The organism is Mesorhizobium sp. M1A.F.Ca.ET.072.01.1.1 (assembly GCF_004023325.1).
Taxonomy (GTDB): Bacteria; Pseudomonadota; Alphaproteobacteria; order Rhizobiales; family Rhizobiaceae; genus Mesorhizobium.
The window spans coordinates 1-19,601 of sequence record NZ_RZSF01000101.1; the positions used below are offsets into that span (position 1 = coordinate 1).

The following is a 19,601-nucleotide window of genomic DNA, read 5'->3' on the forward strand; positions in this document are numbered from 1 at the left end:
GATACATTTGTCGAGCTGCCAATCTCCCCCCTTGCGGGGGAGATGTCCGGCAGGACAGAGGGGGGCGCGAAGGAACGCAAGGCCTGCAAGCTCGATTAAATTTCAGTCGCGCCGCTCACCCGCCCTGCTTGGTGCTCGTGCCGAAATCCACTTTCGGCACCTGCATCTTGTCTTCCTCGACGGTGAAGTTCGCAAACGGCTCATTGCCGCGGAACCAGAATGTCGCCCACAGCACCGACGGGAAGGTCCTCAGCGTCAGATTGTACTCCCTGACCGCCTGGATGTAGTCGCGACGCGCCACCGCGATGCGGTTCTCGGTGCCCTCGAGCTGCGCCTGCAGCGCGAGGAAATTCTGGTTGGCCTTGAGGTCGGGATAGTTTTCCGAGACCGCGATCAACCGCGACAGCGCGCCCGTCAGCCCGGCCTGGGCATCCTGGAATCTTTTGAGGGCTTCCGGATCCTTCAGCGTCTCCGGCGTCACCGTGATCTGCGTCGCCTTGGCGCGCGCCTGGACCACCGCGTCGAGCGTGTCCTTCTCGTGCGAGGCGTAGCCCTTCACCGTCTCGACCAGGTTGGGGATCAGGTCGGCGCGGCGCTGATACTGATTGAGCACCTCGCTCCAGGCTGCCCTGGCATTCTCCTCCGCCGTCGGGATGGTGTTGTAGCCGCAGCCGGCAAGCAGCGGCAGCACGAAGGCCATCATCAGCAAGGCCGGCAAATTGCGGAAAGCGGAGGGTAGAAGAAGGCGCTCGGCGAACATGATTGGTCCCCTCGACAGAAGTTGTGATGCGAAGCATTACCACAATCCGTGCGCAAGAAAATGACCCGGTGATGACGCAGCCTTGGTCCGGCCGCTCGCCCCCTGTGAATACGCGACCGAACAGGCTAAGCTCCGGGCCGGAAAGGACATTTGCCATGGCCGAGCGCCGGGACGACGAGAATGAATCGCGCCGCATCCTTGAGCGCGTGGCGCGCGAAACGACGCCGGGCGGCGCTTCCTTCGTCGCCCGCACCGCGAAGGACGCACGCGACCACGTGACCGCGGCCGATGCCGACCGCTCCGATCCGATCGAAGTTTGGGGCACCCGCATTGGCCGAACGCTCGGCCTCATCATCGCCATTGGGCTGTTGGTCTGGCTGGTGTATGCCGCCACGCAGGGTGGCTAGGAACCGAATTTCATGATTGCTGAAAAAACCGACGCGCCGCGCGCGGTCATCGTCATCTCCAGCCATGTCGCCCGCGGCTCGGTCGGCAACCGCGCCGCGGTGTTCGCGCTGGAGACGCTGGGGTTTCCGGTCTGGGCGGTGCCGACCGTGATCCTACCCTGGCACCCAGGCCACAGCCGCGCCACCCGCATCGTGCCGCCGCTCGATCAGTTCAAGGCGCTGATGGCCGACCTCGAGCGCGCGCCGTGGCTGGGCGAGGTGAGCGCGGTGCTCTCGGGCTATCTCGGTGAGGCCGGCCAGGCGGAGGCCGTCGCTTCGCTGGTTGCGGCCGTCAAGGCGAGGACGCCGGATGCCCTTTATGTCTGCGACCCGGTGATGGGCGATTCGGGTGGCCTTTATGTGCCGGAGCCGACGGCCGTCGCGCTGCGCGACAGGCTGATGCCGATCGCCGACATCGCCACGCCCAACCGCTACGAGCTCGAATGGATGGCCGGCGCGCCGCTGCCCGACATCAAATCGGTGACGGGGGCCGCCCTGCACGCCGGTCCCTCCACCATGCTGGTCACCTCGGCACCCTCGATGATGGCGGGCGGCACCGGTAACTTCCTCCTCGACGACCGACAGGCGCTGCTTGCCGAGCACCGCCTGATCGAGAAGCCGCCGAACGGGTTGGGCGACCTGACGGCCGCCGTCTATCTCGCCCGCATCCTTTCCGGCCAGCCGCCGGCGAAGGCGCTGCAGTCGACCACGGCCGCCGTCTACGAGATCCTGGCGCGCACGGCGAAACGCGGCGGCGACGAGCTGCAGCTCGAGACGGACGCGCAGAGCCTGTCGCATCCGATGGCGATGGTGCAGCTTCGCCATCTCCTTCACCCCGGGCGGGACAAGCGGGCGTGACGCCAGGCGGCGGCGTGCTGGCCGGGGTCGACGGCTGCAAGGCCGGGTGGATCGCCGTCCATCGCGAGCCTGGCGCGCCGCCATCGGCGTCGGTCTTCGCGACTTTCGAGGCTCTGCTACACGCCCTGCCCGACGCCACGATCGCCGTCGACATGCCGATCGGCCTGCCTGATTTTTCCAGCCGCGGCGGTCGCGGGCCGGAGGCGCTGGTGCGGCCGCTGCTCGGAGCACGGCAGTCGAGCATCTTTGCCATACCATCGCGCGCAGCGCTCTACGCCGATACCGGCAACTTCACCACGGTCGAAGCCTGGTATGCCGCGCACCGGCGGGCGAGCGAGGTGGCGATGACGACTTCCAGTCCGCCGCGCGGCGTTTCCATCCAGGCCTTCGGTATTTTTTCGAAGATTCGCGAGATCGACCAGCTGTTGATCGCGCGACCGGATTTGCGCGGCCGCATCTTCGAATCGCACCCGGAAGTCGCCTTCTGCCGGCTGAACGGCGGCACCGCGATGATCCTGCCCAAGAAGATCAAGGGCACTATCAACCCGGCCGGCATGGAGGAGCGCAAGGCGCTGCTTTGCCGGCAAGGCTACGACAAGACCTTCCTCGACCAGGCGCCGCCGAAGGGTGCCGCCGGCGACGACTTCCTCGACGCGGCCGCCATGATGTTGATCGCCGGCCGCATCGCCAGCGGCGAGGCGCGGCCCTCGCCCGATCCGCCGCTGACCGACCGCTTCGGCATTCAGGTCGCCATCTGGGCATGACCGGTCGGAGCGGCCGGCATGCGTTTGCGATGCCGCCATCCGCAATTCGGCATTGCCCGCGACCGGCTTTTGCCGCTAGAGGCTTTTTCGATCGCAACGAGCTGCCGCCCCAAACCCGGAAAGGCGCCCATGCCCCATCTCCCCGAACATCTGCTGACCGGCTATCGCAACTTCATGAGCGGCCGCTATCCCGCCGAAAGCGACCGCTACCGCTCGCTGGCGCGCGAGGGCCAGGCGCCCGAGACCATGATCGTCGCCTGCTGCGATTCCCGCTCGGCCCCCGAAGCGATCTTCGATGCCGGGCCGGGCGAGCTCTTCGTGCTGCGCAATGTCGGCAATCTCGTGCCGCCCTATGAGCCGGACGGCGAGTTCCACTCGACCTCTGCTGCGCTCGAGTTCGCCGTGCAGAGCCTGAAGGTGAAGAACATCGTGGTGATGGGCCATGGCCGCTGCGGCGGCATCCGCGCCGCGCTCGATACCAATTTTGCGCCGCTGTCGCCTGGCGATTTCATCGGCAAATGGATGAGCCTGATCGCGCCGGCTGCCGAGACCGTCTCGTCCAGCACCTTCATGACGGCGACCGAGCGGCAGACGGCGCTGGAGCGCATCTCGATCCGCTATTCGATCGCCAATCTAAGGACATTCCCCTGCGTTTCGATCCTCGAGGGCAAGGGCAAGCTTACCCTGCACGGCGCCTGGTTCGACATCTCGACCGGCGAGCTCTGGGTGATGAACAAGGAGACCGGCGATTTCGAGCGGCCGGAGCTTTGATGGAGGGCTGATGGAGCGGATCTGGTGTAGGTTTCTCCTTGCGGCAGCGCTGCTGCTGTCCGCGACGATCAGCGCCAGCGCCGATGACAGCGCCGTCATCGATCGTTGGTATTCGGCACTCCTGGTCGCCGACCGCACCGAACTGTCTGAATTGCTTTCTGAAGAGGTGCACATGAAGCTCGACGATGTCGGCGTCGTCCAGGACAAGCAGGAATTCCTCGCGTCGATCGACGAATGGCAAGGCGCGGTTGCCGGCGCCGCCATCCGCCATCGCATCGAGAAGAGCGAAAAGGGCGAGACCACGGTGCTCGCCTGCTACGATTTCCCCGAGAACGACACGCTGATGCGCGAGACCTTCACCGTCGTCGGCGGCCGCATCACCGCCAGCACCCAGACGGCGGTCGCGCAGGACTGCAGCGCCTACTGATCCTGTTGTTGCGAGGTGCCGAGCACCGCCCTACATCGGGATAACCCGCCTGCATTCAGCCCCACCAAAAGCGCCTATGGATTTGCCCATGTCAAAGACCGTCGACCTCGCCGCCCATCCGCTGACGCTTTGGCAAGGCCCGCTCGGTCTGCCCGATTTCACCCGCATCGGCGACAATGATTTCGGGCCGGTCTTCGACGCGGCGCTGGCAGCGCACCAGGCTGAGATCGACGCGATCGCCGGCAACAGCGAGGCGGCAACGATCGAAAACACGCTGGCTGCACTTGAGCTCGCCGGCGAGCCGCTCGACCATGTCTCATCGATCTTCTGGTGTCGGGCCGGCGCCCACACCAACGACACCATCCAGCAGCTGGAGCGCGAGATTTCGCCCAAGATGTCGCGGCACTTCTCCGCGATCTCGATGAACGAGAAGCTGTTTGCCCGCATCGACGACCTCTACCAGCGCCGCGACAGGCTGAGCCTCGATCCCGAGACGTTGCGTGTGCTGGAAAAGACCTGGAAAGGCTTCGTCCGCTCCGGTGCGAAGCTCGATGCGGAAGGCAAGAAGCGGCTGGCGGCAATCAACGAGGAACTCTCCTCGCTCGGCACCAAATTCGGCCAGAATGTGCTGGCCGACGAACGCGACTGGGCGCTGTTCCTCGACGAGGCTGATCTCGTCGGCCTGCCGGATTTCTTGAAGAGCTCGATGGCCGAGGCGGCCGAGATGCGTGGCCAGAAAGGTCGCTATGCGGTGACGCTGTCGCGCTCGATCTACGAGCCGTTCTCGACCTTCTCGGAGCGCCGCGACCTGCGCGAGATCGCCTTCCGCGCCTTCATCATGCGCGGCCAGAATGGCGGCGCAAGCGACAATACACATGTGGTGCGCGACATGCTGAAGCTGCGCGCCGAGAAGGCGAGGCTGCTCGGCTATGAGTCTTTCGCGGCGCTTAAGCTCGACGACACGATGGCGAAGACGCCGAAGGCGGTGCACAACCTGCTCGATCCGGTCTGGGAAAAGGCGCTGGAAAAGGCGGCCGCCGATCAGAAGCAGCTGGAGCGGCTGGCCACCGAAGCCGGCAGCAACGAAAAATTCGCGGCTTGGGACTGGCGCTTCTACCAGGAGAAGCTGCGCGCCGAGAAATTCGCCTTCGACGAGGCCGAGCTGAAGCCCTATCTGCAGCTCGAGCGCGTCATCGACGCCTGCTTCGACGTCGCGACCAAGCTGTTCGGCATCAGCTTCGAAGAGAAGAAGGGCATTGCCGCCTGGCATCCCGACGCGCGCGTCTTCGTGGTCAAGAACGCGGACGGCAGCGAGCGCGGCCTGTTTCTGGCGGATTACTTCGCGCGACCCTCGAAACGCTCCGGCGCCTGGATGAGCGCGCTGAAATCCGGCTACAAACTTGGGAAAGGCGCGAAGCCCGTCATCTACAACATCATGAACTTCGCCAAGCCGCCGGCCGGCGAGCAGGCCCTTCTCTCCGTCGACGAAGCAAAGACGCTGTTTCACGAATTCGGTCACGCGCTGCACGGCATGCTGACCGACGTCACCTGGCCGTCGGTCTCCGGCACCTCCGTCAGCCGCGACTTCGTCGAACTGCCCTCGCAGCTCTATGAGCATTGGCTGACGGTGCCGGCGGTGCTGGAAAAGCATGCGCTGCACGTCAAGACCGGCAAGCCGATGCCGAAGGACCTGCTGGACAAGATGCTCGCCGCCCGCACCTTCGGCGCCGGCTTCGCCACGGTCGAGTTCACCGCCTCGGCGCTGATCGACATGGCTTATCACGCAAGGCCGGACGCGCCGGCCGAGCCGCTTCCGTTCGAGGCCGAAACGCTGGAAAAGCTGCATATGCCCGACACCATCGCCATGCGTCACCGCACCCCGCATTTCGGACATATCTTCGCCGGCGAGGGTTATTCAGCCGGCTACTATTCCTACATGTGGTCGGAGGTGCTGGACGCCGATGCCTTTTCCGCCTTCGAGGAAACAGGCGATCCCTTCAACCCGGACCTTGCCGAGCGGCTGAGGAAGAACATCTACGCCGCCGGCGGCTCCAAGGACCCGGAAGAGCTTTACACGGCCTTCCGTGGGAAAATGCCTTCGCCCGAGGCGATGATGGTGAAAAGAGGGTTGGTGTAGCGCCAGCAAATCTCCCCTTGAGGGGGAGATGTCGCCGAAGGCGACAGAGGGGGTCACCTCGACCGCCGCGACGGCTTCAAAAGGTCGGCGCTTCACGCGCCGCAACCCCCTCTGGCCGCTTAGCGGCCATCTCGGGGGGAGATCATCGGCGCCACGGATCCTTCACCCTCGGCCATATCGGTCTCCTCAGCTTCCTGTAATCCGTCACCGCCGGATTGCTGGGATAAGAACTCGGCGCCGCGACATAGATGACCTCGGCGGCGATCGGCGCGAAGCCGGCGTAGAAATGGTTGGTCGACTTGATCAGCAGGATGTCCTTCGACATCGGATCGACGCCGATATTGGAAAAGATGTCCGGCTCGAAGGTCTGCGTGCGGTTGGTGTTGAGGATGACGTCGACCTCGGTGCCCTCGATGCGAACCACCGCGGCCGGCCCGAGCGTCACCCGGCTCGGCCCGAAGCTTTGCCAGCCCTCGCTGACGGCCTTGAGCACCGTGACGCGCGCGTCGATCGGCTCGCCGGCCTGCGGCCCGGCCTTGCCGCCGAAGCGCAGGTCGATGACGGCGCCCTCGCCGGCGGCCTGGCAGAAGGTCACCGCGATCGGATCCCAGATCGTGGCGACGCCGACACTGTCGATCCCGCGCGCCAGCAATTCGGAAAGCACGATGGTGCCGTCGCCCGGCACGCCTCCGCCCGGATTGTCCCAGATATCGGCGATCACCATCGGCTTGTCCTTCTGTGCCGCACGCACGGCAAGCGCCCGCTCGATGCCGGCGGAGGCGGAGAGCATCGTCATCGCCGTCTTTTCGCGCAGCGCATAGAGCTCGCGTCCCAGCGTTTCGGCGAGTTGGTCGCCTTTTTCCTTGTCGTTGTCGGTGACGACCAGGATGCGCGTTCCCATCTCCGGCACGTCGGCGGCCATGAAGCCGTGGATGACCGAGACCGACAGCACGCCGTCCTTGCCGTGCAGCGCTTTGATCTTGTCGACGAAAGAGCGCATCGGCTCGCGGCTGGTGGGCAGCACCTGGATCATGCGGCAATCGAAGGTCGAGATCACCGGCTTGATTTCGCCCCGCGCCGCGGCAAGGCCGAGCTCGACCACATGCTCGCCGCGCTCGTAGAAATCGGTGTGCGGAAATTCGAGGAAATAGGCCATGATGTCGGAGGCCGCGACGCGCTTGGGCGTCAGATGGCTGTGCGGATCGAATTCCGAGGCGATCACCACCTTCGGCCCGACGATTGCGCGCACACGCTCCAGCAGGTCGCCCTCGCAGTCGTCATAACCCTGCGCCACCATCGCGCCGTGCAGGCCGAGGATCACCGCATCGACCGGCAGGGCGGCATTGAGCTGGTCGAGGATCTCGTCGCGCAGCGCCTCAAAAGTCTGCCGCTGCACCAGCCCGCCGGGCTCCGCCCAGGTGGCGGTGCCTTCTATGACGGTCAGGCCTTCGCTGGCCGCACGCCGGCGCAGCGCCACGATCGGCGAGGAGCACAGCGTCGGCGTCTCCGGATGTTTTCCCGGGCCGGCATAGAATGCCATCTCGAACGAGGCCCGGTCGGTCGGCACCGGCGAGAAGGTGTTGGTTTCCGTCGCCAGGGAGGCGGTGAAGATGCGCATCAAAACTCCGTGGACTATTTGTTTTTGGCAATTCCGGACGGAAAACCGCTGCACAGTTTTCCTGGAATTGCCGGGATTGCTATTTCACCGCTCCTAATGCCAGCCCGCGCACCAGGTAGCGCTGCAGCCAGATGAAGAGGATCGCCACCGGCAGCGTTGCCAGCAGCGTGGCCGCCATGACATGGTGCCATTCGATCGTGTAGCGGCCGGCGACCAGCGAGAAAACCTGGATCGGCAGCGTGTAGCTTTCCTGGCTGCGCAGCATGGTGAGCGCCACGACGAACTCGTTCCAGGCGTTGATGAAGGTGAAGATCGCCGTCACAGCGATTGCCGGCAGGCAAAGCGGCAGGAACACTTTGCGCAGCGTCAGCCAGCGGCCGGCGCCTTCCATCCAGGCGGCCTCCTCGAGGTCGCGCGGAATGGTGTCGAAATAGCTCTGCAGCATCCAGACGGTGAAGGCGACGTTGAAGGCCATGTAGATGAAGCCGAGTGCCGTCGTGCTCTCGACCAGCCCCCAGGCGGCCATCAGCCTGAACAGGCCAAGCACCAGCACGATCGGCGAGATCATCTGCGAGATCAGCAGGAACTGGCGGAAGGCGCCATAACCGGCAAAGCGGAAGCGCGACATGGCATAGGCCGCCGGCACCGAGATCAGGATGGCGCCGATCGTCGCCAGCGCCGAGACATAGAGCGAGTTGAGAAGCGCCTGGCCGAAGCCGGTCGCCACCCACATGTCGGCGAAATTCGACCAGCGGAATTCGCTCGGCCACCATGTTGGCGTCAGCACTTCGGTCCGCGGCTTGACCGCGGTGAGGAACATCACCGCGAAGGGGAAGATCGTCACCACGATCAATGGCGCAAGCAGCAGCCAGGCGATGATCGAGCGTTTCAGCTTGCCGTTTCTCATGCGCGTTGCTCCCGCATGGCGAGCCGCACATAGATCATGGTGAAGATGAGCAGGATGACGAACATCACCAGCGACACCGCCGAAGCCTCGCCCAGCTTGCCGATGCGGAAGGCGAGCTTGTAGAGATGGGTGACCAATATGTCGGTGGAGTTCGCCGGCCCGCCCTGCGTCATCACCCAGATGATCGGGAAGGAGTTGAAGACGTAGATCGTGTTGAGCACGATCGCGATGTTGATGAACGGTTTTAGGAGCGGAAAGGTGATCTCGCGGAACTGCTGTAAGGCGGTCGCGCCCTCCAGCGCCGCGGCTTCGTAGAGATCGTCGGGGATCGACGACAGGCCGCCGAGGAAGATCGTGGTGGTGAACGGCACCGTCACCAGAATGCCGATCAGCACCTGCATCGGGAAGGCGGTCTCGGCGCTCGCCAGCCACTGGATGTTCTGGCTGATCAGGCCGAGCTTCATCAGCCCCGAGTTCAGCATGCCGCTTTCGCCGTTGAGCGCCCAGCGCCATACCACCGCCGTCATGGTGAGCGACACCGCCCAGGGCAGCATGATGATGACGCGGGCCAGTCCACGGCCGTAGAAGTCAGTATTGAGGATAATCGCCACCGGGATCGACAAGAGCAGCGCCCCGCCGACCACCAGCACGGTCCATAGGCCGGTGCGCCACAGGGCGGCGACAAAATCGGGATCGGCAGCAAGCGCCCGGAAATTGGCCAGGCCGCTGAAGTCGCGCAGCTGGCCAAAGCGATTCACGTCATGCGTCGAGATCTGCACGAGATCCCAGACGGGCCAGAAGATCACCACCGCCGCCAGCAAAAGGCTGGGAAGCGTCAGTAGATAGGGCACGATACGGCTTTGCATCGGCTGGCTTGCACCGCGTTGCGGGTAGATGGCAGTGGCATTGGTGCTCAAGGCACGTCCCCGCATTCGAATTTCGCTGGCCTGCCGGCTTGGCTGTCGTTCTTCCTGGGCAATTGCATCAGGATTTGCATTCCTCGCCGGCGTTTGCGCCGACATCGATGATTGTCCTTGTCTGAACCGATTGCCCGGTCGTTCTTAAACCGCGCCCGTTCTCCTGGGATTGCCACACCGGACAGATGTGGCGCGCCCCGACGGGTGGGGCGCGCCACGGGCGCAGGGAGATACGCCCTATTTCTTCAGCACGCCGTTGGCCTTGTCTGCCGCCTCCTTCAAGGCGGCCTCCGGCTCGGCACTGCCGAGATAGATCTTCTGCATGGCGTCGGAAGTGATCTGGGCGATTTCTTCCCAGCCCGGGATGACCGGCGCGAAGCGAGCGTCGGGCAACAGCGCGGTGAAGGCGGCGAGGTCGGCGTTGTTGACGTAATACTCCATCTTCGCCTCTTCCTTGTTCACTGGCAGGAAGCCTTCGCCTTGCGTGAACTTGGCGCGCTGCTCCTTGGTGAACAGGAAGTCGAGCAGCTTCCAGGCCTCGTCCTTGTTCTTGGAGTTCTTGAACATGATGATGGAATCGGTGACGCCATAGGTGCCGCGCGCGCCGGTCGGCCCGGCCGGAATGGCGGCGACGCCGTATTTCAGGCTCGGTGCCTCTTCCTTGATCTGGTTGGAGAGGAATGGCGCGGTGATCATCATGCCGACCTTGCCCTGCTTGAACAGGTTCTGCACGTCCTCGCGGTTGTTGGAGGTCACGCCAGGCTCGGTCAGGCCCTCGTCGATCATCGACTTGTAAAGCTTGGCCGCTTCAAGCGCGCCCGGCGTGCTCAAGCCCGACGTGCCGTCCTTGTTGAGGATCTCGGTGCCGAATGACCACATCGCGTAGTAGTAATAGACGTCCGTCTCGATCTCCTTGCCTTGCAGGCCGTAGCCGAAGGCGCCGACCGCCTTGATCTTGCGCGCGTCCTCCTGCAACTCGGTCCAGGTTGCCGGCGGCTTGGCGATGCCGGCCTTCTCGAACAGCTCCTTGTTGTAATACATGGCACGCGCCGAGGCGGCGATCGGCAGGCCATAGGTATGGCCGTTCATGATCGAGGGCTGCAGGAAGGTATCTATGAAGCGGTCCTTGAACTCGGGCTTGATGTAGCTGTCGAGCGGCTCGGCTACTTCTTGCTGCACGAAGTCGATCAGCCAGCGCGTGCCGATGATCGACAGATCGGCATTGGTGCCGGCAGTGATGTCGGTGGTCAGCTTCTGCAGGAGCACGTCCCACGGCACCACTTCATATTTGATGGTGATGCCGGGATTGGCCGCCTCGAACTCCTTCTTCACCTCTTCGAAATAGGGGCCGGTCTTGGCGCTGTATTCGGCGACGGTGACGCGCACCTCGCCCGCATCGGCCGGCGCGGCAAGCGCCAGCATGCTCATTCCGGCCAACAGGCCGACAGTCCATTTCGCAAGGCTCATCTGATCTCCTCCCATGATGCGCATTCGCGCCTGGCCCGGTGGGCACAGGATTTATGTTACTTTCCTACATTATCGATGGTTTTCGGGGAAGCAAGCAGTTTATCATGTTGCTTAATTACATTTCGTTGAGTAGCGTTCTCTCCCTGTCGGAAGTGGCGAGGAGCACTGATCGTGGTGTCGCAGGGCGATTTCGAGGGCAAGACAATTGTCGTCACCGGCGCCGGCGGCGGTCTTGGCTCGGCGATCGTGGCGCTGATGGCCGAGCGCGGCGGCCGCATCGTCGGCTGCGACCAGTCGGCCGAGGCGCTGACCAGCCCGTACATCGCCTCGTGCCACGTTTTCAACCTGCTCGACCGCACCTCGATCGAAGCGGCGATCTCAAGCCTGCTCGACAAGGACGGCGTGCCGGATATCCTTGTCAACAATGCCGGCTGGACGCGCGCCGAGACGCTGAAAGCGTTGACGCCGGACAGAATAGAACAGGAGCTCGACCTCAACCTCGCCGGCGTGATGAGTTTCGCCGATCCGCTGGTCAAGGCGATGGCCGCGAGCGGCTCGGGCAGCGTCGTCTTCATCTCCTCGGTCAACGCCATCGCGCATTTCGGCAATCCGGCCTATGCCGCCGCCAAGGCCGGCATCAACGCTTACGCCAAGTCGATCGCCGTCGAGCTTGGCCGCAGCGGCGTGCGCGCCAACGTCGTCTGCCCTGGCTCGATCCGCACCGCCGCCTGGGATCATCGCCTGGCTAAGGATCCCGAGATCCTCGGCCGGCTGAAACGGCTCTATCCGCTCGGCCGCATCGTCAATGCGTCGGAAGTGGCCGAGGCCGTGGCTTTCCTTGCCTCCGACCGCGCATCCGGCATAACGGGCGCCGTGGTGCCGGTGGACGCCGGACTGACAGCCGGCTACCTGCCTTTCATCGACGACATTTTGGGAGCGTGACCATGACCGATGTCCAGTTTCGCAACCTGTCGAAATCCTTCGGCCAGCATAAAATTCTCGAGGACATCAACCTCGAGATCAAAAGCAGCGAGTTCGTCGTGCTGGTTGGTCCGTCCGGCTGCGGCAAGTCCACGCTCCTGCGCATGCTGGCCGGGCTGGAGACGATCTCCTCCGGTGATCTCGTGATCGGCGGCACTCGTGCCAACGACCTGCCGCCGCAGAAGCGCAACATCGCCATGGTCTTCCAGTCCTATGCCCTGTTCCCGCATCTGAGGGCCGCCGACAATATCGGCTTCGGCCCGAAGATCCGCGGCGAGACGCGTGCCGCGATCGACGACAAGGTGAAGAAAGCGTCCGGCGTGCTCAACCTCTTCTCCTATCTCGACCGCTATCCCAGGCAGTTGTCGGGCGGCCAGCGTCAGCGCGTCGCCATGGGCCGCGCCATCGTGCGTGAGCCCTCCGTCTTTCTGTTCGATGAGCCGCTCTCCAATCTCGACGCGCAGTTGCGCGTGCAGATGCGCACCGAGATCAAGGCGCTGCACCAGCGGCTGAAATCGACCATCGTCTACGTCACCCACGACCAGATCGAGGCCATGACCATGGCCGACCGCATCGTCGTGATGGATCGTGGCCGCATCCAACAGGTCGGACAGCCGCTCGAACTCTACGACCGGCCGGCCAACAAGTTCGTCGCCGGCTTCATCGGCTCGCCGTCGATGAGTTTTGTTTCCGGCGCGCTGAAGACCGCCGACGCCGAGTCCTGGTTCGAGACCAAAGGCGGCGGCCGGCTGGCGCTTGCCGGCAAGACAGCGTCCGGCGGCGACACGGTCGAGGCGGGCATCCGCCCCGAGCATTTCATCATCGGCGCGCGTGACGATGCCATCGCCATCGACGTCGACGTGGTCGAGCCGACCGGCTCGGAGACCCATGTCTATGGCTCGATCGGCGACGACACGGTACGCGCCGTGTTCCGCGACCGGCTGCAGGTGAAGCCGGGTGACCGGCTGCCGGTGAGCGTCGACCCGCGCAACATCCATCTCTTCGACAAGGCGACGGGCCTGCCGCTGTGAGATGAAAGGATGAAGACCCCGGCCGACATCATCACCCGCCTGCAACTGATGTCGCAGGACGGCACCAAATCGGACCGCCGGCTGGCCGGCTTGGTGCTTTCCGATCTCGATTTCGCCTCCAAGGCAGCGATTTCGGAGATTGCCGCGCGTGTCGGGGTCAGCGAGCCGACCGTCACCCGCTTCTGCCGCAATCTCGGCTGCGAGGGCCTGCGCGATTTCAAATTCTATTTGGCGCAGGCGATCGCCATCGGCGGTCAGTACCTGTCGCCGGAACCGCTCAGCCGCGACGCGCGCGAGCAGCGCATCGCTTCCGCCATTACCGAGGCAGCGGTCGCCGCCATCCAGCGCGCCAGCGAAAATCTCGACATGACGACGCTGATGGCTGTCGGCGCCCGCATCGCCGGTTCCGGCAATGTGCTGTGCATCGGCTCCGGCGGCATCTCCTCGATGATGGCGACGGAGATGCAAAATCGGCTGTTCCGGCTGGGCCTCTCGGCGCTCGCCCAGGTCGACGGCCAGTTACAGCGCATGTATGCGGCGGTCGCGACACCGGAGACGACGCTGGTCGCCTTCTCGGTCTCGGGCTATGCCCGCTCGGTCATCGAGGCGGTCGAGGTCGCGCAGCAATATGGCGCAGCCACCGTCGCCATCACCGCGCCCGATTCGGCTTTGGCCAAGGTCGCCGACACGGTCATCCAGCTGCAGTCTTTCGAGGACGGCAATATCTACAAGCCGACCTCGTCGCGCTACGCGCTGCTTGCCATTCTCGACATGATCGCCACCACGGTGGCGGAATCGCGCGGGCCGAAGGTGCTGGAGAACCTGCGCCGCATCAAGCAGAGCGTGAACACGCTGAAGGTCGACGATCCGAAGCTGCCGCTGGGAGACTGAAGCGCCGGCGCTGAACTGCCGATCTCCCCCGAGTAGGAACCCAAGCGGGGGGGAATGTCCGGCAGGACAGAGGCGGGCGCTGGCCCGCCTCGCCTCTCAAGTTTGGATTACCCGGAAAGCGCCTCGACGCGCTTCGCCAGCTCAGCCGCATCACCCCAGATCCGCAGCGTCTTCAGCCGGGACGTGCCTCCGGCCACCACCGAAACCGCCGATCCCGGCACGCCAAGCGCCTTCGCCACCATCCGCTCCAGCGCCGTATTGGCGGCGCCGTTCTCCGGCACCGCGCGCACACGCGCCTTGAGATGGCTGCGCCCGTCGGCGGCCGTCTCAATGCCTTCGATCCGATCCACCGCCGCCTTCGGCGTCAGCCGCACGAAAAGGTCGATGCCGTCGTCGCGCGGACGGAACGGCGAGTCCATGGATCGGCCTTAAGCGACCCAGGAGAAGACCGTGGTGATCAAAAACTGGCGGATGAAGAAGATGATCAAAAGAAGAATGATCGGCGAGATGTCGATGCCGCCAAGATCGGGCATGTAGCGACGGATCGGCCGCAGCGCCGGCTCGGTCAGACGGTAAAGCATATTGCCGACGGTGCCGACAAACTGGTTGCGCGAGTTGACGACGTTGAAGGCATAGAGCCAGGAAAAGATCGCCGAGGCGATGATGATCCACCAGTAGATATCAAGCGCCATGACGATGGTTTGAATAAGGGCGATCATGCCGGTCTCCAAATTGTCGCCGACATGTAGCCATTGCGCGCGGAACCGGCAAGGCCCGGCCGTTTCGGCGCTCGATGCCGGGCAGCCGTTTCGCCTTGACATCAAACCGCCGCGACCGATACAAGCCGATCCGCTGGAACGGGGCTGTAGCTCAGCTGGGAGAGCGCATCGTTCGCAATGATGAGGTCAGGGGTTCGATCCCCCTCAGCTCCACCAGCCGAAAAGCAGGGGCGGGCTCTGGGCCCGCCAGTCGCTCAGTCGTCCCAATCGTCCCAATTGTCTTCATCCTGCCGCGGATAGCTGGGGATGACGCGGACAATCGGCCGCTGGCGCTCGTAGCGCCAGTAATACTCGTCCGACGGCTGCGGCTCGTAGGTGCGATAGATCGGCCGGTAGTGCCGCTCGCGCTTCCAATGCTTGTGCTTCTTGTGCGGGCGCACGCAATAGCCGTCTTCGGTCAGGTACGCGCATGTCACATGCGCCTGCTGCACGAGGCCCTCTCCAGCCGGGATACCGATCATCGGCGCCGCCTGAACCGCGGGCGCCAGCGCCAGCATAGTGCCGGCAAGAGTAAGGACGGACAATTTCATCGACCTCTCCATCGTCTCGAATTGGGCGGCCGAAAGACCTTCGGATTCAGGACGATTTGCGGCGACCAGCATCACTTTTCTTTCCCGCCGCACATATGAGCGTCAGATCATGTTTCCACTTGCATCCTGCGTCCTGGACGCCGGCCTGCTCTGTTTCCAGGTCACGAATTGGCAACGAGAAGCCATCTTCCGCGTCATTCCCACGAAACAGACGGGGCGCATTGGGTTGGGCGTCCCGCCGCCGACGTATCCGCCATCCCAACGGAGGAAGTATCAATGTCGGTGGTGGGAATCCTGCTCCATCTCGGCCGTGCCATCATCCATGCGCACAACAACGCCAAGGTCAGGAACCTGATGGACGCCTCGCCGCCCGAAACCCGCAGAGACATGGGCCGGCAAGTTTCACCCGGCGCCTCCGAAAAAGAGCCCGGCGCCATTCATCCCGGCGGGCGCTAAGGCACTTCCAGGACAAGTGCGAATTGGAGGCGCCGCGTTGCCGGTATTGCCCGATCACCTGGAGACCGCCGTCGCTTTGCGATTGCGCTGTCGCGCATAGGCCTCGCAGGCGTCCACCGTGCTGACGCAGAGCGCATCGATGCTGTTGGGCAAATTGTTGTCGCCGGCATAGGTCACTTCCGCGACACGGCCGCCGAGCATGCGGATCTGCGTGTTGCAATAGCCGCCGGGCGCGACGTTGACGGACCCTCCAACCGCGGGGATAGCGCCCAGGGCCATGGTCGGCACCGCGATGTTGAGGTTGCCGCGCTGCACGCTGCGCTGATAGGTCCAGATCTGGCCGGAAGGTCCCACATCGGCGGTCGCGGTCGGAAAGCCGGCGCACATGCGGACATCGGCCTCGCTGAGGCCGACCATTTCCCGGCGGGCGGCGGCCGTGGTGGCATCCTCTTTCGCGACCCGCGACGTATCGTCGGGGATGACGCAGGACGACAGGATGGAGATGCCTGCCGCAACAAGGGCAAGTTTTCGAATGCGCAAAGATGTCATGCCGTCGGTCGGAGTTGCGTGCCGCCCCAGCGCCTCTTGCCTACCTAGGCAAGCGGGCAAGGGCGTCAACCCGTCGAGGTCCGCGAATTCCGGGCAAAGGCGAGGGCGCCTATCGCTCCATGCGCTCACGTCACCCGCAAATAGCTCGTCATGCCCGTCTTCTGGTGCTCGATGATGTGGCAGTGGAGCAGCCAGTCGCCGGGGTTGTCGGCGACAAAGCCCAGCTGCACCTTCTCGTCGGGCTGGATCAGATAGGTGTCGGAGATAAGCGGCTGGACCGCGCGCGTCGAGGACGACAGCACCTTGAAGCTCATGCCGTGCAGGTGGATCGGGTGCGCGTGCGGCGTCAGGTTTTCCATGTCGATGATGTAGCTTTGGCCGAGTTTCAGCTCGGCCAGCGGCGCGGTCGGGTCCGGCGTGTCGCCCGGCCACGGCACTTTGTTGATCGCCCAGAAACTATAGCCGAGCGACCCACAGATGCTGTCGGCCGCGACATTTTCGGCCGTGGCGCTCAGCGCCAGCGGAATGCGCCTCGCGGCGGCGACGTCCACCTCCGCCACCGGATTGGGCTCGAGCGGGCCGAGATCGCGAAGATCGCGCTTGAGCGATTGGCCGACCGCACGCAGTGTCGCCAGAACCTTTGGCTTCGTGCCCCTGACATCCCGCAGGCTGACGATCGCGCCTTCGTCGTCGGGCATGCGGATGGCAAGCTCCAGCCGTTGTCCGGGCCCGAGCTGCAGGGCGTCGGGCGCAAAGCGCTGCGGCACCGGATTGCCGTCGAGCGCGATGACGGCGGCCTCGGCGCCGTCGACGCGGAAGCCATAGATGCGCGTGACGTCGGTGATGGCGGCCCGCAGCCGCACCAGCCCGCCGGCCGGCGCGTCATATTGCGGCTGGTCGAGCCAGTTGGCCGTGCGCACCGTGCCATAGGTGCCGCTGCGCGCCGCATCGCGCGGCCGGAACTGCGCGATGAACTGGCCGTCATCGCCGAGGCGCCAGTCGCGCAGATTGAGCGCCACTTCGGCATCGAAGGCAGGATCGTTCGGGTTTTCCACCACGATGACGCCGGTCAGCCCATGGCCCATCTGTTCCAGCGTGTTGCAATGCGGGTGATACCAGAAGGTGCCGGCGTCTGGCGGCGCGAAGGCGTAGTCGAAACGATCGCCCTGATACACATAGGGCTGGATCATGAACGGCACGCCGTCCATCTTGTTGGGAACGCGGATGCCATGCCAATGGATGGTCGTCGGGTCGTCGATGCCGTTGACGAGCCGCGCAGCGAATGGCTTGCCTTTCTTCATCCTGATGACCGGCGGCGGGCCGGCCTCGCCATAGGTCAGGACATTCTTCGTTGGCGCGCCGGCCATCAACTGCGCTGCTATGCCTGCAGTCTTCAAGATCAGCAGTTCGGGTTTCGCCGCCGCCCAGCCGGCGAACTTGCCGGCGGTCGAGAGGCCGATGCCGGCCGCGCCGGCCGCCGCGGCGCCCTGCAGGAGTTTGCGGCGTGTGAGGACCGACATTGAGATTCCGAAATGGGTGAGTGGCGGCTTCAGGCTCTACCATCATTCGCGTACATCCCGAAACGGACAGATCGCCGCTCCCGAAAGCCAATCGAATGCCAGGCTGAATGCGGCAGGCCGTGATCCTGATCAATCTCCGACGGCGGCGAAATGTCCGCCGCCGAAATCCTTGAGCACCAGTTTCGGCACGCGCTCGCCGATCCGCCGCGTCGCGCTTGGAATTTCGCGCTCGAGACGGGCAAAGCGTGTCCGGCGCAATGACGGATCGGGAACAGGCACGGCCTCGATCAGCCGCCGCGTATAGGGATGGCGCGGATTGGAGAACACCTGGTCGCGACTGCCGATCTCGACGATCTGGCCGAGATACATGACGGCGACACGATCCGAGACGTTTTCGACCACCGCCATGTCGTGCGAGATGAACAGATAGGCGACGCCGAATTCGCGCTGCAGCTCCTTCAATAGATCGAGCACGCGCGCTTGCACCGAAACGTCGAGCGCCGAAACGCTCTCGTCGGCGATGATCAGCTTCGGCCTCAGCGCCAGCGCCCGCGCGATGCAGACGCGTTGGCGCTGGCCGCCCGAGAATTCATGCGGATAAAGCTCCATCTGCTCAGACGAGAGACCGACCCGCTCGAACAGCGCTGCTACGCGTTCCCGCCGTTCTTCCTTCGAGCCGATGCCGTGGATCAGCAGCGGCTCCGCCACCAGCTCGCCGACGCGCATGCGCGGATCGAGCGAGGCATAAGGGTCCTGGAAGACCATCTGCACGTCGCGTCGCACCGCCTTGCGCTCGTCGCGCCCGAGGCGGGACAATTCGCGTCCGCCGATCGTCACGCCGCCGCTATAAGGAACGAGGCCGGCCAGCGCCTTGGCGGTGGTCGACTTGCCGCAGCCGGATTCGCCGACCAGCGCCAGCGTCTCGTTCGGCGCGATCGAGAAGCTGATGCCCTCGACGGCATGCACCCTTCGGTTGACGCGGCCGAAGAAGCCGCCACGCAGATCGAAGCGGACATGCAGGTCTTTCACGACCGCCACCTTGTCTTGCATTGCCGCCATGTCGGACTCGCCGGAAGCCCGGCGTCGCGCGCCCGAGCCGATGCGCGGAACGGCGGCAAGAAGCTCGCGCGTATACGCGGCTTGCGGCCTCGCAAAAATAGCCGATGTCGTCCCCTCTTCGACCATGCGGCCGTTGCGCATGACGATCACCCGATCGGCCATTTCGGCGACGACGCCCATGTCGTGGGTGATCAGGATCACGCTGGTGCCGTGCTGGCGCTGCAGGTCGCGCAGCAGTTCAAGCACCTCGCCCTGCACGGTCACGTCGAGCGCCGTCGTCGGCTCGTCGGCGATCAGCACGGCGGGTTCGAGCGCCAGCGCCATCGCGATCATCACCCGCTGGCGCATGCCGCCGGACAGCTCGTGCGGAAATTGTTTCAGCCGGCTTTCGGCCTCGGAGATGCGCACCGCCTTTAGCGCCGCGACCGCGCGCAGCTTGGCCTCCGTGTGGGATACACTGGTATGCGCCTCGATCGACTCGGTGAGCTGCCGGCCGATCGACAGCACCGGATTGAGCGAGGTCATCGGCTCCTGGAAGATCATGGCGATGCGGTCGCCACGAATGTCGCGCATGCGCCGTTCGTCGAGCACCGTCAGCTCGACGGCACTGCCATCCTTATCGCGAAGCCGGATCGTGCCGGCGGCGATGCGGCCGGCCGGCTGCGGCAGCAATTGCATGATTGCCAGCGCGGTCATCGACTTGCCGGAGCCGGACTCGCCGGCGATGCACAGC

General features: G+C 64.5%; 21 protein-coding genes and 1 tRNA gene. 11 read left to right on the forward strand and 11 right to left on the reverse strand.

Going from position 1 to position 19,601, the window contains the following annotated elements; translation table 11 throughout:
- Positions 1 to 115 precede the first annotated feature (115 nt).
- Positions 116 to 760: a LemA family protein gene (locus EOA32_RS15995; protein WP_095779831.1), complete on the reverse strand. Its 645-nt coding sequence runs from the start codon at positions 758 to 760 to the stop codon at positions 116 to 118.
- A gap of 155 nt (positions 761 to 915) precedes the next feature.
- On the opposite strand from EOA32_RS15995, the gene EOA32_RS16000 reads away from it, so the two are divergent.
- The 6 genes from EOA32_RS16000 (at position 916) to EOA32_RS16025 (ending at position 6,163) form a co-directional block, all read left to right on the forward strand.
- Positions 916 to 1,167 (forward strand): hypothetical protein, encoded by a 252-nt coding sequence (locus EOA32_RS16000; protein WP_067001435.1) that lies wholly within the window; start codon positions 916 to 918, stop codon positions 1,165 to 1,167.
- 12 nt (positions 1,168 to 1,179) lie between these two features.
- On the forward strand, positions 1,180 to 2,064 hold the full coding sequence (pdxY, locus tag EOA32_RS16005) for a pyridoxal kinase PdxY (RefSeq protein WP_128372269.1): 885 nt from the start codon (positions 1,180 to 1,182) through the stop codon (positions 2,062 to 2,064).
- Positions 2,061 to 2,828, forward strand: a complete 768-nt coding sequence (locus EOA32_RS16010; RefSeq protein WP_128372270.1) for a DUF429 domain-containing protein — start codon at positions 2,061 to 2,063, stop codon at positions 2,826 to 2,828. The genes pdxY and EOA32_RS16010 overlap by 4 nt, the downstream gene beginning before the upstream one ends.
- Before the next feature lie 129 nt (positions 2,829 to 2,957).
- On the forward strand, positions 2,958 to 3,599 hold the full coding sequence (locus tag EOA32_RS16015; RefSeq protein WP_067001427.1) for a carbonic anhydrase: 642 nt from the start codon (positions 2,958 to 2,960) through the stop codon (positions 3,597 to 3,599).
- Positions 3,600 to 3,609: 10 nt separating this feature from the next.
- Entirely contained in the window at positions 3,610 to 4,026 is a 417-nt protein-coding gene (locus tag EOA32_RS16020) for a hypothetical protein (RefSeq protein ID WP_067323116.1), read from the forward strand.
- 82 nt (positions 4,027 to 4,108) lie between these two features.
- Positions 4,109 to 6,163 (forward strand): M3 family metallopeptidase, encoded by a 2,055-nt coding sequence (locus EOA32_RS16025; RefSeq protein ID WP_128372279.1) that lies wholly within the window; start codon positions 4,109 to 4,111, stop codon positions 6,161 to 6,163.
- 142 nt (positions 6,164 to 6,305) lie between these two features.
- On the opposite strand, the gene EOA32_RS16030 is transcribed toward EOA32_RS16025, so the two are convergent.
- The 4 genes from EOA32_RS16030 to EOA32_RS16045 all read right to left on the reverse strand — a co-directional run bounded on the left by EOA32_RS16030 (position 6,306) and on the right by EOA32_RS16045 (position 11,072).
- Positions 6,306 to 7,781 (reverse strand): M81 family metallopeptidase, encoded by a 1,476-nt coding sequence (locus EOA32_RS16030; RefSeq protein ID WP_128372271.1) that lies wholly within the window; start codon positions 7,779 to 7,781, stop codon positions 6,306 to 6,308.
- Between the two features lie 79 nt (positions 7,782 to 7,860).
- A complete protein-coding gene (locus EOA32_RS16035; protein ID WP_067001418.1) occupies positions 7,861 to 8,688 on the reverse strand; it encodes a carbohydrate ABC transporter permease in 828 nt (275 codons plus the stop codon).
- Positions 8,685 to 9,554: a sugar ABC transporter permease gene (locus EOA32_RS16040; RefSeq protein WP_095779845.1), complete on the reverse strand. Its 870-nt coding sequence runs from the start codon at positions 9,552 to 9,554 to the stop codon at positions 8,685 to 8,687. The genes EOA32_RS16035 and EOA32_RS16040 overlap by 4 nt, the downstream gene beginning before the upstream one ends.
- Before the next feature lie 288 nt (positions 9,555 to 9,842).
- Positions 9,843 to 11,072 carry a sugar ABC transporter substrate-binding protein gene (locus EOA32_RS16045; protein ID WP_128372272.1) on the reverse strand — a complete coding sequence of 410 codons (1,230 nt, stop codon included), beginning with the start codon at positions 11,070 to 11,072 and terminating at the stop codon, positions 9,843 to 9,845.
- Positions 11,073 to 11,243: 171 nt separating this feature from the next.
- On the opposite strand from EOA32_RS16045, the gene EOA32_RS16050 reads away from it, so the two are divergent.
- From EOA32_RS16050 to EOA32_RS16060, 3 genes are read left to right on the forward strand one after another with little or no spacing between them, the layout of a single operon-like run.
- A complete protein-coding gene (locus tag EOA32_RS16050) occupies positions 11,244 to 12,014 on the forward strand; it encodes an SDR family oxidoreductase (RefSeq protein WP_128372273.1) in 771 nt (256 codons plus the stop codon).
- Positions 12,015 to 12,016: 2 nt separating this feature from the next.
- A complete protein-coding gene (gene ugpC, locus EOA32_RS16055) occupies positions 12,017 to 13,084 on the forward strand; it encodes a sn-glycerol-3-phosphate ABC transporter ATP-binding protein UgpC (protein WP_128372274.1) in 1,068 nt (355 codons plus the stop codon).
- 9 nt (positions 13,085 to 13,093) lie between these two features.
- A complete protein-coding gene (locus EOA32_RS16060) occupies positions 13,094 to 13,975 on the forward strand; it encodes a MurR/RpiR family transcriptional regulator (RefSeq protein ID WP_067001412.1) in 882 nt (293 codons plus the stop codon).
- 107 nt (positions 13,976 to 14,082) lie between these two features.
- On the opposite strand, the gene EOA32_RS16065 is transcribed toward EOA32_RS16060, so the two are convergent.
- Together EOA32_RS16065 and EOA32_RS16070 are read right to left on the reverse strand one after the other, a co-directional pair.
- A complete protein-coding gene (locus EOA32_RS16065) occupies positions 14,083 to 14,394 on the reverse strand; it encodes a DUF167 family protein (RefSeq protein WP_095827476.1) in 312 nt (103 codons plus the stop codon).
- A 9-nt stretch (positions 14,395 to 14,403) separates the two neighbouring features.
- Positions 14,404 to 14,694 (reverse strand): YggT family protein, encoded by a 291-nt coding sequence (locus tag EOA32_RS16070; protein ID WP_067002157.1) that lies wholly within the window; start codon positions 14,692 to 14,694, stop codon positions 14,404 to 14,406.
- Positions 14,695 to 14,834: 140 nt separating this feature from the next.
- Between EOA32_RS16070 and EOA32_RS16075 the strand changes: the two genes are divergently transcribed.
- Positions 14,835 to 14,910, forward strand: a tRNA-Ala gene (locus EOA32_RS16075).
- Positions 14,911 to 14,948: 38 nt separating this feature from the next.
- On the opposite strand, the gene EOA32_RS16080 is transcribed toward EOA32_RS16075, so the two are convergent.
- Positions 14,949 to 15,284, reverse strand: coding sequence for a hypothetical protein (locus tag EOA32_RS16080; protein WP_128372275.1), 336 nt, complete (start codon positions 15,282 to 15,284; stop codon positions 14,949 to 14,951).
- 276 nt (positions 15,285 to 15,560) lie between these two features.
- Here EOA32_RS16080 and EOA32_RS16085 point away from each other — a divergent pair, with 276 nt between their 5' ends.
- On the forward strand, positions 15,561 to 15,740 hold the full coding sequence (locus tag EOA32_RS16085; RefSeq protein ID WP_128372276.1) for a hypothetical protein: 180 nt from the start codon (positions 15,561 to 15,563) through the stop codon (positions 15,738 to 15,740).
- 54 nt (positions 15,741 to 15,794) lie between these two features.
- Here the strand turns inward: EOA32_RS16085 and EOA32_RS16090 are convergent, their stop codons facing one another.
- From EOA32_RS16090 to EOA32_RS16100, 3 genes are all read right to left on the reverse strand, one after another.
- Complete coding sequence (locus EOA32_RS16090) at positions 15,795 to 16,289, reverse strand: hypothetical protein (RefSeq protein WP_128372277.1); 495 nt, start codon at positions 16,287 to 16,289, stop codon at positions 15,795 to 15,797.
- A 125-nt stretch (positions 16,290 to 16,414) separates the two neighbouring features.
- Positions 16,415 to 17,809, reverse strand: a complete 1,395-nt coding sequence (locus tag EOA32_RS16095) for a multicopper oxidase family protein (RefSeq protein WP_128372278.1) — start codon at positions 17,807 to 17,809, stop codon at positions 16,415 to 16,417.
- A 129-nt stretch (positions 17,810 to 17,938) separates the two neighbouring features.
- Positions 17,939 to 19,601 (reverse strand): ABC transporter ATP-binding protein (locus tag EOA32_RS16100; protein ID WP_145971304.1); only part of this gene is annotated, 1,663 nt, incomplete at its 5' end.